The sequence below is a fragment of the Pedobacter sp. SG908 genome, from assembly GCF_011759615.1.
In the GTDB taxonomy this organism is placed as follows: Bacteria; Bacteroidota; Bacteroidia; order Sphingobacteriales; family Sphingobacteriaceae; genus Pedobacter; species Pedobacter riviphilus.
Window position 1 is genome coordinate 3645454 of record NZ_JAAOYY010000001.1, and the last position, 12659, is coordinate 3658112.

Annotated in this window: 9 protein-coding genes; 6 read left to right on the top strand and 3 right to left on the bottom strand. The window is 37.8% G+C overall.

Features of this window, described 5'->3' with window-relative positions; genetic code table 11:
• Window positions 1-2 precede the first annotated feature (2 nt).
• The 5 genes from FHT21_RS14825 to FHT21_RS14845 all read left to right on the top strand — a co-directional run bounded on the left by FHT21_RS14825 (window position 3) and on the right by FHT21_RS14845 (window position 7477).
• Window positions 3-932 (top strand): aspartate carbamoyltransferase catalytic subunit, encoded by a 930-nt coding sequence (locus tag FHT21_RS14825; RefSeq protein WP_057933671.1) that lies wholly within the window; start codon window positions 3-5, stop codon window positions 930-932.
• Window positions 933-1234: 302 nt separating this feature from the next.
• Window positions 1235-4258, top strand: coding sequence for a tetratricopeptide repeat protein (locus FHT21_RS14830; RefSeq protein ID WP_167295402.1), 3024 nt, complete (start codon window positions 1235-1237; stop codon window positions 4256-4258).
• 4 nt (window positions 4259-4262) lie between these two features.
• The gene (locus FHT21_RS14835; protein ID WP_167295403.1) at window positions 4263-5960 is read left to right on the top strand and encodes a TonB-dependent receptor; all 1698 of its coding nucleotides are present in this window, start codon (window positions 4263-4265) and stop codon (window positions 5958-5960) included.
• A gap of 225 nt (window positions 5961-6185) precedes the next feature.
• Window positions 6186-6893 carry a DUF2071 domain-containing protein gene (locus FHT21_RS14840; protein ID WP_167295404.1) on the top strand — a complete coding sequence of 236 codons (708 nt, stop codon included), beginning with the start codon at window positions 6186-6188 and terminating at the stop codon, window positions 6891-6893.
• A 26-nt stretch (window positions 6894-6919) separates the two neighbouring features.
• The gene (locus FHT21_RS14845; protein WP_167295405.1) at window positions 6920-7477 is read left to right on the top strand and encodes a hypothetical protein; all 558 of its coding nucleotides are present in this window, start codon (window positions 6920-6922) and stop codon (window positions 7475-7477) included.
• 103 nt (window positions 7478-7580) lie between these two features.
• Here the strand turns inward: FHT21_RS14845 and FHT21_RS14850 are convergent, their stop codons facing one another.
• Together FHT21_RS14850 and FHT21_RS14855 are read right to left on the bottom strand one after the other, a co-directional pair.
• Window positions 7581-9077, bottom strand: coding sequence for a hypothetical protein (locus FHT21_RS14850; protein WP_167295406.1), 1497 nt, complete (start codon window positions 9075-9077; stop codon window positions 7581-7583).
• A complete protein-coding gene (locus FHT21_RS14855) occupies window positions 9074-9649 on the bottom strand; it encodes a sigma-70 family RNA polymerase sigma factor (protein ID WP_167295407.1) in 576 nt (191 codons plus the stop codon). The genes FHT21_RS14850 and FHT21_RS14855 overlap by 4 nt, the downstream gene beginning before the upstream one ends.
• Window positions 9650-9810: 161 nt before the next feature.
• On the opposite strand from FHT21_RS14855, the gene FHT21_RS14860 reads away from it, so the two are divergent.
• Window positions 9811-10713: a class I SAM-dependent methyltransferase gene (locus FHT21_RS14860; RefSeq protein WP_167295408.1), complete on the top strand. Its 903-nt coding sequence runs from the start codon at window positions 9811-9813 to the stop codon at window positions 10711-10713.
• Window positions 10714-11057: 344 nt separating this feature from the next.
• On the opposite strand, the gene FHT21_RS14865 is transcribed toward FHT21_RS14860, so the two are convergent.
• Window positions 11058-12659, bottom strand: coding sequence for a SusD/RagB family nutrient-binding outer membrane lipoprotein (locus FHT21_RS14865; protein ID WP_167295409.1), 1602 nt, complete (start codon window positions 12657-12659; stop codon window positions 11058-11060).

The following is a 12659-nucleotide window of genomic DNA, read 5'->3' on the forward strand; positions in this document are numbered from 1 at the left end:
AAATGGCAGCAGAAAAACTATCAACCCGACATCTTTTAGGCATTAAAGATATTAACCGGAATGATATCGAATTGATTTTCGAAACTGCAGATAATTTCAAGGAAGTGATAAACAGGCCGATAAAAAAGGTTCCTTCACTTCGTGATATTACGATTGCCAATATCTTTTTTGAAAACTCTACCCGTACTAAACTTTCATTCGAACTTGCCGAAAAAAGACTTTCGGCTGATGTGGTTAATTTTGCGGCTTCATCTTCGTCGGTAAGCAAGGGCGAAACCCTTATCGATACCGTAAACAACATCTTATCCATGAAAGTTGATATGGTGGTGATGCGTCATCCCTATGCTGGTGCCGGTCAGTTTTTAAGTAAACATGTAAAAGCGCAGATTGTAAATGCCGGAGATGGTGCGCACGAACACCCAACACAGGCCTTACTTGATGCTTTCTCTATCCGCCAAAAATTGGGTGATGTAGCTGGCAAAAAAGTGGTCATCGTGGGCGATATCCTGCACTCGCGTGTAGCCATTTCGAACATCCTGTGCCTACAGCGTTTAGGTGCAGAGGTAATGGTTTGCGGCCCTACAACATTAATCCCAAAACACATCCATCAACTTGGAGTAAAAGTTGAGCATAACTTAATTAAAGCTCTGAACTGGTGCGATGTAGCAAACATGCTGCGTATCCAATTAGAACGCCAAGACATTAAATATTTCCCATCGTTAAGAGAATACGCCATGATGTACGGCCTTAACAAACAGATCTTGGATAATCTCGATAAAGAAATCATCGTCATGCATCCTGGCCCAATAAACAGAGGTGTTGAGATCACCAGCGATGTGGCCGACAGCAAACAATCGATCATTTTAGAACAGGTAGAAAACGGCGTTGCCATCCGGATGGCCGTGCTGTATCTGTTGGCAAGCCAGGGGTAGATTAGTTAGGAGTCGGAAGTTTTTAGTCCAGAGTCATGAGTCCTAAATTTAAATGATTAACTGGCTAACCTTTCTATTAAGATTGTTTCATTGCCTAAAAAGCCGCCTCTTAATGACGGATGCGGCGACACCAATAAACCAACGACAACTGAACGAGTGAACCCAAATTTTCCACATTCGTACACCCCTTAATACCAAACCAAAAATCCTGTCGTTAATTTGTGTTATTAACAGATGTTAATTACTTCTGTTGATAAGCTTTGATACTATTTCTAATTTAGTACCAACCATATTTGAAACCAATGCAGAAAAAATACTTACTAATTCCGCTAATTTTAGCAGGAAGTTTTAGCACCTACGCTCAGGTTAGCGCTGTGCAAAACCTCAACAAAAACTATCAAACGGGCTTAGAATTATTAGACAAAGAAAAATACACTGCAGCTGCACAACAGTTTAAACTTGTTGAGCTGCAACGTTATAAACCTTCCACCCAAACGGAAAGCAATGCAGAATTATCTTTACTAAAGGAGAATGCAAAATTTTATGCCGCCGTTTGCGCATTAGAGTTAACCAATAGCGATGCCGAGAGTTTGTTTCAGGCCTTTATCCGCGATTATCCGTTAAACCCAAACACCAAACTGGCTTATTTCTATGTTGGAAAAACTTATTTCAACCAGAAAAACTATAAAAAAGCGCTAGAATGGTTCGAAAAAACCGACCCTTCTACACTTTCGGGCAAACAAAGAAACGAATACCAGTTTAAGCAGGGTTACGCCTATTTCGAACTTAAAGACTACGATAAGGCAGAACCTTTATTCGAAAAAGTTAAAAAAGAAGAAGGCGATTTTCAGGAAAGTGCTACCTACTACTTTGCTTATATCAATTACTTAAACAAAGAGTATAAAACGGCATTGGCCAACTTCGAAAAGTTAAAAGGCTCTCCTACTTATGAGGCCAGTTATCCATACTACATCACTTCGATGTACTATCTCGACGAGCGTTACGATGATGTGATCAGTTATGCTTTAGCTGCGATTCAAAAAACCAAACAACAGTTCGAACCAGAAATGTTGAGTTTGGTTGCTGCATCGTACTTTGCAAAATCTGAATTCAAAAATGCCGAAAAATATTTTGCTGAATATTATGCAAAAGATAAAAGCGAAACCAAGAACAACCTCTTCATTTACCAATATGGATACTCTTTGTTCCAAAATAAAAAGTATAAAGAGTCTGTTGCCGTTTTAGAAAAACTGAATACCGATGATATTTACCTGCAAAACGGTATGCATACTTTGGGTAAAGCATTTATACAGTTGGGCAACAAACAGAAAGCACAAAGCGCTTTTTTCAGGGCTTCTCGTTTAAGTTTTGACAAGGGAATACAGGAAGAAGCCTGGTTAAATTATGCCAAATTAAGTTATGAATTAGAATTCCACCAGCAAGCTTTGGAGGCTACTCAGGGTTTCTTAAAAACTTTCCCAAAATCGCGTAAAATAAACGAAGCCAAAACTTTATTGGGCGAGGTTTTATTAACCACCAAAAACTATCAGGCAGCGGTAGACATTTTAGAGCCTATTCCTGATAAAAACCTTGAGGCTAAGGAAGCTTATCAGAAAGTTACTTATTTCCGCGGATTAGAGTTCTATAACGAAAGGGCTTTCCCTAATGCATTATCGATGTTTTTGCGTTCTGAAAAGTTCCCGGAAGACGATGAAATTAATGCCTTAAATACCTACTGGAAAGCAGAATCGATGTACGAACTGCGCAAATACGGAGAAGCGGTTACCACTTTCGAGAAATTCTTGAAGATGCCGGATGCCGATAAAACTGGTGTTTATAATTTCGCAAACTATGCTTTGGCTTATGCCGCTTTCGAAGACGAAAAATATAGTAAAGCAGCAAATTATTTTGAAAAATTTTTGGCGGGTAACGATAAAGACCAAAAAACAATTGATGATGCGACCATTCGTTTAGCAGATTCTTACTTCGTAAATAAGAATTATGGCGATGCAATGGCGAATTACAACAAAATCATTAACAGACATACCACTTCTGAGGATTATGCTACTTTCCAGAAAGGAATGATCCAGGGACTGGAAACGCAGTATGATGCAAAAATTGCAACAATGCAAAGTTTGTTAAAAGCTTTTCCGAATTCGAATTATGCAGATGATGCTGGTTTCGAAACGGCTTATACTTATTTTAACAAGGGTGATTTTGATAAATCTAAATCAGATCTGGTAGAATTGATAGCCAAGTACCCACGCAGTAGTTATGTAGCAAAAGCGCTGGTAACCATCGGCTTGGTTCAATACAACCAGGATCAGGACGATGCCGCTTTAGAATCGTTTAAAAAAGTAATCCGCGATTACCCTACTGCCGATGAAGCTAAACAGGCAATGGAATCGATCAAGAACATTTACGTAGATCGTGGTGATGCAAATGGTTTTATCGCTTATGCAGCTACAACGCCGCTTGGAAATTACTCAGGCTCAGAACAAGATAACATCGTTTTTGCTGCAGCCAATAATACCTATCTAAAAGGCGATGCCAATGGTGCATTCCAAGCTGTAAATGCTTATTTCGATAAATTCCCAAAAGCTAACCACGAAAAGGAGGCTAAATTTATCAGAGCAGAATCATTGGTTAAATTAGGTCGCCCAGATGAAGCCATTCCTGATTATGAGTTTATCTTAAACGATTGGACGAGTGATTACACCGAACGTTCTTTAGTAAGTATCTCTCAACTCTTCTTAAACCAGAAGAAATACAACGAGGCCATTGTTTACCTGAAAAGATTAGAAACTACCACCGATTACAAGTCGCACTATAGTTTTGCCATCAACAATTTATTAAAGGCTTACACCGCCTTAAATATGCCTGATGACATGCTTAAATATGCACAGTTGACCAAAGAATCGGAAAAAGCTTCAGAAGAAGAAAAAAACAGTTCCAGCTTATACTCTGGCAAGGCTTATTTGTTGAAAGGTGATACCACAACAGCCATAAAAGAATTTAAAAATGTGGTGGCTAAAACAAAAACCATTGCCGCTGCCGAAGCAAAATACAATTTAGCTTTATTGGAATACAGCAAAGGTGATTTCAAAACCTCATCTAAAACCTGTTTTGATCTGATTAACAACATGGCCGCTTACGATTATTGGGTAGCAAAGGCATTTATCCTTTTATCTGATAATTATGTTGCCCTGAAAGACAATTTACAGGCGAAAAGTACACTTCTCAGTATAATTGATAATTACGAAGGCAAGGATGATATCATCCCGACAGCCAAAGAAAAACTAGAAAAACTAAACCAGAAGAAGTAGCATTATGAAATCGATTAAATATATATATAGTTCACTGTTTTTTTTAGCTGTTGGATTAACGACTGCTCAGGCGCAGGATAAAAAAACGGAGGAAAAAGGGGTGGTAAATGAGGAGATAGAAGTAGTACGCCCGTATAAACCAATTTTGGCCGAGGCTGTAAAGCTAAGAAGAAGCCCGAATTTGGATGATGTTAAAACTTACAAAGCAAAATTAAACTACAGCATCCTGGATAGAAAGCTGGAGTTGAACAGCGATATCCAAAAGTTACAGGCACAAGCCTTAGCAGAAGAAAAAGAAAGCATATTGGTTAATAACTATGTAAAAGGTGCATTCGGGTCCTTGGCTACCCTTTTGGGAGAAGCTTATTTTAATACCGGTAAAGATGAAGGCTTACAGGTAGGTGGTTATTTTAAGCATTTTAGTCAGGAAGGAAAGCTGAACAAACAGAATAGCAGCAACCAACAGTTAAGTGTTTTTGGCCGTAGTATTTTAGAGCAGAATACGGTGAGTGGCCGCATTAATTTTGAGCGTAACGGCACTTATTTTTACGGCATAGATGATGCTAGGCCTACACTTAATCCTAACCCAGATAAACAGGCCTTAACCACGATTGAACTGGAAGGTGAGCTGGTTAAAAACTTTACTGAGGATGAAGATGCTTTTAGTTATGCTTTAAAAGCCAATGGTTACATCTGGAATGATAAATTTAGTGCTAAAGAAAATTACCTGAGCTTAAACGGTTATGTAAACAAACGTATTAATTCGTTAAACTTAGGTTTAGCCGCATCAACTGAATTCGGTAATAGCAAAGATGCTTTAACCAGCGTTGGTAATAACCTTTTGCGTTTAAATCCATATATCCGTTTGCAGGTTAAAGGTGCTAAAATTACAGCGGGGATTAATTTTGTGCAGGAATTTGGTGCATTCAGCAGCTCTAAAATATTCCCTGCCATTACCGCCGATTTCACTTTAATTCCTGATTACCTACAGGTTTTTGGAGAAGTTAAGGGTGATGTAAACAGAAACTCATTAAAAGGCTTTACAGATGAGAACCCTTGGTTGAACAACAATATTGTCGTTAAAAATACAGTTGAAAAACTAAGTTTCAGTGCTGGTGTTAAAGGTACCGGAGGGCCAGGCTTTGGTTACAAAGCACGTGTATACGTAAAACAGTTTGACGATATGCCACTATTCATCAACAATTATACTGATTTTAACAAGTTTGATGTAATCTACGATTTCGGTAAAACGAAACTAACCGGTTTAGAAGGTGAAATCTCTGTTCAGGTAAGCGACGCCTTGAAATGGACAGGTAAATTAAATCTAGACGATTGGAAACCTGCTTCAGAGACTTACTCTTGGTTTAAACCAGGGTTAAAAGTAAGTTCGAACCTCGTTTATACCTACAATAAAAAACTAAGCTTTAATGCTGGTGTAGTGATCCAGGATGATGTTAAGGCAAAAGTAAACATTGCGAACCCTGTTAATCCTTCGCAGTATGTGATTCCAAATCCATCGATTGAATCGATTGTTACGGTGAAGGGATTTGTAGATTTAGGGCTTGGTGCAGATTACAGGATAAACAAAAAATTCTCTGTTTTTGCGAAAGCAAACAATATCTTAAATACCAACTACAGCAGGTACTTATATTATCAGGTAAATGGATTTAATATTTTCGGAGGATTAACGTATTCGTTTTAAGCGATAAGAAATATAAAATTCATTTTTAATAATTTATATGCCTTTAAGTTAAACTTAAAGGCATATTTTGTTTGTGGGATTATAGGCTGCCGATCATTATCAAAAACAACTTTAAGATAAGTTATTCCCGGAAGAATTATTAATAGCTATTCTCTTAATTGAACAACATTTATATTGTTGTGATTTCTACTATATTTACTTTAGTTAGCGTAAAATTAAGGTGAAATGAGAATCCCAGCAATACATGGATATATTGACAGAAGAATCTTAATCAACTTCACAGCCGACCCAAAGATTGTGAAAGAACTGATTCCCTTTCCTTTTAGACCAAAAGTTTATATGGAAAAGGCCATTGTTGGAATATGCCTAATCAGACTAAAAAATATAAAACCAAAAGGGTTACCAAACTTTATGGGTGTAAATTCTGAAAATGGTGCTCATCGAATTGCAGTTGAATGGGATGAGGACGGTGTAACAAAATCAGGAGTTTATATACCGCGTCGAGATACGTCACTAAAATTAAATGCGCTCATTGGTGGACGAATATTTCCAGGCAAACACCTTCATGCAAAATTCAGCATAGAAGAAGAAAACGGAAATTACCAAATTAGCTTTAAGAGCTCAGACAATACGGAGATATTAATTGATGCTAATGAGACTCATTTGTTTAACAATAAATCAATTTTTAAAACACTAGAAAATGCGTCGGACTTTTTTGAAAACGGCGACCTTGGATATTCACCAAATAAAGACAAGTTTGATGGTCTGAGATTAAAAGCATACCATTGGAAAGTTAGACCACTTGAGGTTTTGAAGGTAAAATCAAGTTTTTTTGAAAATGAAGATCTTTTCCCCCGAGGATCAGTGACTTTTGACAATGCGCTGCTTATGACAAATGTTGAGCATGAGTGGAAAAGCGAAACAAACAAATAACTATAAACATTACAGCTCAAAAAAGAATGAAGCAAATATTCATAACCATCTTAAGCATTTTCGCCCTGACCGCTTACGGGCAGGATAAAAATAACTATACTCATTTCAATAAATTAACAGAAGTTGAAGGAACAGATTACGTAATTGCAAGTGTTGAAAATTGGGGAAAAATACCTGATGCGAAAAATAAATACCTACTGTTTATTAATACTAAAAACGGGCAAACAAAACAGGTAGATTTCCCGAGTGATGGCTATTTTGAAAAACTGGAGCAAGTTAAGATTGACCACCTAGGGATCAATCAAATTATTATCTCAGCTCAAACTATTGATCTTGACGAAAAAAAGGGAATAGACTGGAACGACCCAAAACAGATTATAATCTTATCTCCTGATGGACAAAAAAGAACACAATTAACAGATAATAAATTCTTCGTAAATACCTGGGTTGTGAATAAACAAACCGGAACTATTATTGTAACGGGCCATACTGATACAAACAACAATAACAAGTACGATAAAACAGATAAAAGCGAAATTTTAATTTACGACTTAAAAATCCTAAAGCAGATCAGTAAAATTTGAGACGCCTTATATATAAGTTTCTCTATTATTACACCTGAAATTTCTGCTTTTATCATTTTTTGAATCGCAGTATATCTCATTTTTAATTTTGTTTCTACTATAGTTACTTAAACCTATAGCCTATCCCAATCCTGAAAACCTGATTGGTCTGTTTAAAAGAGCCCAAACTATTACTCACTTTATATGGTGTTAACCATTGGTAGCTTCCGTTAATATCAAATTGTTTAATGTGAATACTGATGCCACCTGTAAACCCTATATTTACCTTATTGCTTACTGTATTTACTAAGGTCGAATCGATTTGCTTGCTATGGTATAATGTATCACGCGGATCGGCGATCGGGTTTAACCTGGTAATCATTTCAGACTGCTTGCCCACAAAACTAATTACGGGACCTGCTTTAACACTTATATGTTTTGAAAGCTTATAGGCAGCTGTTAAAGGAATATCTACTGTAATCACTTTTCGTGTAGCCGTAATTGTGAACGGTGGTAACGAATCGGGACGGTAATAACTTGGATGTGTAAATTCTCCTACAATTTTTTGATAGCTATTAACATTTACGCCAACAGCAAGTTTCCATTTCTTACTTAACGCATATGTACCAAATATACCTGCGTAAAAACTGCTATTCCCTTTCTGCACATTCATTCCTGTTGTTACACCATAACTATATGTGGGTTCTATAATTTCGCTTTCTTGTTTAATTTTAGTCGTTTTGATTTTGGGTGATTTGATATTTTTTACTTTCGGGGTTTTACCTGCAGTGGTGCGATCTGCTTTATTGTTGCTTCCTCTCCTACTGTTCTTTATTGAGGATGTACTTTGTAAATCGACAGGGGCATAGGTTTGTAAAACAACTCTTTGATTTAAAATGGAAACAGGTGAAGCAAGTTGTTTAAAAAATCCATTTGTTTCCTGATCACTATCCGGTATTAATAACAGATTTTGTCTGTTCATAAATGAACGATCAATATTGCGGCCTTTAGGTTCGTGATTATCAACTTTTGAGCTAGGCTTTAATGATCTCGAACTCAAATTTTCAAATCGTCCAAAATTATCTCGTTTTTGTGTACCATCGTGTTTGTTTTGAGAAACAGCATTAGGTTTCACAGCAGACAAAATAAGCTTTTCATTATCATTCACATCTTTTACAACCTGAGCCGAATCATTGTCAACACCTCTGTTTTGCACCACAACATCATTTATTGCATTTCCATTCTGATCAATACTATCCTTGATTACAGTCGTATCGCCCAAATTGTTGTAATTTATCACCTTGCTACTATCAATAACTATTGAATCGAGAATTGCGGGTTTAACTTTCTTTTCTATTTCTTTCTGTTTATTTTTTGATTTCAGCACTGTAAAGTAGCCTACAGTAGAAACCGTAGCAGCTACAGACAATGTATACCCAATTATTTTAAACAGTTTGGCTCCTGTAGATAAATTAGGGCCATGGCCACCGATGGTACTAATCGGCATCTGCTCATTGAGCAATTTGTGCATACCTGCCCATGAAGCATCCGCAGCATCCTGAACCGGAAGACTATCGAATTTATTGCGCCAGAGTTTATGATACCATGCTGAATTTCTCATCTTCTTTTTATGTTTTCAGTTGGTTTATCAATGGCTGAGGAAGCTAACATTGTCCTCAACTGTTTCTTTGCTTCTGTAAGGTGCCACCTTGAGGTACTCTCGGTAATATTCAAATGTTCTCCAATTTCCTTATGCGAATAGCCGTCTATAACCGAAAGGTTAAAAACCAACTGGGTAGCGGTTGGCAACAGGCGTATCAATTTTAGGAGATCTTCTACAAAAAGTTTATCTAACACCGACGGCTGGATAAAGATTTCCTCTATTTCATCTGTACTGATGGTTTCGTTAAACTTCGCCTCTCTTCGGCTAATATCAATGCACGACCTTACCATCACCGTCCTAATCCAGGCGCCAAATTCTCCTTTTTTAGCATCGAAAGTATGGATATGCTGAAAAACCTTCAAAAAACCAACGCTCAAGGCATCATGCGCCAGATCATCTGATTTTAAATAACGAAAACATATACGCAGCATATCGGCATAGTAAAGCTTATAGAGACCTTCCTGTGCTTGCCGCTCATTAGCTTTGCAGCCTCTGATTAGTTTAGTATCCTGCTTAAAAAAAAGGTTCATCCATTTGGTTCGGTAAGCGTTTTTTCATGGTGTTATAATAAGGTTACGCAGTGGATATGAAAAATGCTGGGTTAAAATTAATTTATTTTTGATTGATACATTTTGTTTTTCGACCAAGCGTTTTCAGTACTGGCTTCGTATGATCTTATAAACCCTGATCTATGCGCCATAATGAAAGCTATAACCGACACAACGAATGGTACAATGAACATTTCCCATCCGAAAGTTCTAAAAGCGATTTTTATGGAAAGATAAGGGCTACAGGCGAAAACAATGTTGCCCACTGGCTGCAACAACTATTTTTCAGTTGTCTTGATCCGCTTCTGGACAGAAAAGACCGAAGCTGGCTTACCGTAGGAGATGCCTATGGATTTGACGCACAATATATCCTAAACTCAGGCAATGAGGCATTAGCAACAGATTTGAATACCGATTTTTTAAATGTTGCATTAAAAGAGGGAATTATTAACGCCTGTGCCGCAGAAAATGCAGAAAAGCTATCGCGAGAAGACAATAGCTTTGATTTTGTGCTTTGCAAAGAATCTTACCACCATTTCCCCAGGCCATATGCTGCCATGTACGAGATGATCAGAGTAGCCAGATCGGGTGTGGTGGTGATGGAGCCGCAGGATCCGGTAACAAAAATGCCTTTACTTTTAATGTTAAGTAACCTTTTTGCCCAAAACGGGCAATTTATTAACAAACTATGGAAAAACCGTTTTTCATTTGAGCCTGTTGGAAATTTTGTATACAAGGTTTCTGAACGGGAATTTGAAAAACTGGCTGCAGGTTTAGGCCTGCCAATGGTTGGTTTTAAAAAAATCAATCCAAATTACTGGTTTAGAGGGGCAGAATCGATATCGACCGACCAATACAACAGGCAGTTTTTCTTTATCAAAATGAAGAAGTTTCTTTTTGATGCCCTCGTTAAATTAAGAGCTATGCCTTCACAGGTGCTAACGACAGTTATTTTTAAACAATTGCCTGATGAGCAAACGATTAATCTGCTTAAGAAAAATGGCTATCACCTGGTTTACATTCCCGAAAATCCTTATCTAAATTAAGATACCCACTCTTATCATTTCACCTATATCTAAATAAAACATGAAAATCAACTCAACACCTAAAACCCTTTATTTTTTCTCAATCTTAATGTTACTAGGATTTTTGATACTAACTTATTTTTTTTATCCCCGTGTGCTATGGAGCGAGTTCTTCGCATCAGCAGCTATTTTTTTGCCCGTTGCAGTTGGGATAATGATTTCCGCTATTCTTCTATTTCTGGGCATATACCTGCTGATAAAAGGCCTTAACCATGGAAAAGAAAAAAAACACGTTAGATATTTATAGACATTAAAACACACCTATTATTATGGGATGATTTAGTTGTGTCCTCAATATCCAATCATTACTTGTCCCACCAAACCCTAGCAGTAAGCACATCGCCTCCAGCTATTCTTGCTACAGCATCTTTATAATTCCGGGGGTTGTTCAGCACCTCTGTTGATAGATAGATCATCCTGCGGGGAATAGTGCCATTGGTTACATTACCTTTATAATTTATCGGAATAAGTTTAGGATAATCGCTCCGTTTCCAGTTTAGCCAGGCTTCTATAAAATTAAAATTAGTCCCAGTAGCCACCCAATATTGTGTATTTATTTCAGCTATTGCATTTTGTGTGCTGCTCTCATCAAGTGGATTCTGGTTAACAAATGTAGTAATCTTATTGGCATCAACCGCAGCCAAAGGGTCTAATTGCGCAAGTGATTGTATGGCTCCGGTTAATCCGTTGGCATAATGTAGTTTTGCTGTCCCATTTATATTCCATCCTCTTGCCTTTGCTTCTGCCAGTAGAAATTCTGTTTCTGCATAACTCAAAATAAAGATTGGTCCACCTAGTTTAAGATACACGGAAGTTCGTGGTCGGGAGTATTTCCCGAGCGGGGCAAAATCACTTCCGCTACCTGTACCGCCTGGATAGTTTGGAGAATGGCTGATATCAGTTACGCCACCCTGTAAATCATACCCATTAGGCATACCCAGCTGAACGGCTGCATCGGTATTTCCGTTTAGGTTTTGGTCAGCATTTTTAGACAGTCCGTCTTTTGGTACCTCACCAATTACACCTAATCTTGGATCGTTAGTGTTTTTTAACTGATCGATTAAGGTTTTACTCCAGCGTACTTCCAGGTAATCAGAAAAGGTTCTTAAAGCAAGTGATGTTCCGTTCTGGCTGTTGAATGAGGAAGCATCAGTTAAAAGGATTGCATTGTCATTTATATCTGTAAAAGTTTTATCTGCGGCTTTCTCTGCCCAGAGCCTTGCTTTTTCTGGATCGACCTTGATTAAACGCATTGCAATCCTCAGCATAAGCGAGTAGCCAAACTTTTTCCATTTTGTAATATCGCCCTTGTAAAAAAGATCGGCAGTTGGCCCTGGTTTTTCGGTATCCAGTTGTGCTGTAGCAGCTTCAAGATCTTTCAGCATTTGGTTGTAAATAGCTTCCTGGCTATCGTAAATCGGATATTTAATACCCTGCATAGCCTTAACTGCCTGCGTATAAGGCACATCACCATAGGTATCGGTAATCCGTTGCAAAATCAACACAAACATAATATCACCTATCGCAATCAGGTTTTTATAAGCTACAGGATCTTTCAACCTGGCGAGCCTTTGCATCTCTCTAATATAAGAAGCATCAGTATAACCTTCATCAAAAATGCGGCCCTGATAATCGGTAAAGCTGCCCACATTGATGTATTTATCGCCATTATTGTAATAATAATAGGTTGAGGCAAGCAACTGCATCATCGTGCTTTGATACAAAAGCTGGTAATAGCCCAGATTAGAATACTTTAGCTGTGCCTGCCCAAGCAAACTATTAGGGTCATAATTGTTTTCGGTGAGCTTGGTCGGATCGGTATTAATCTCATCCAGCTTTGCTTTCGAACAGCTACTCGCTAAAGTGAGGAAGAACGCACCAATTATATATAACTTGTTCCAGCTCAT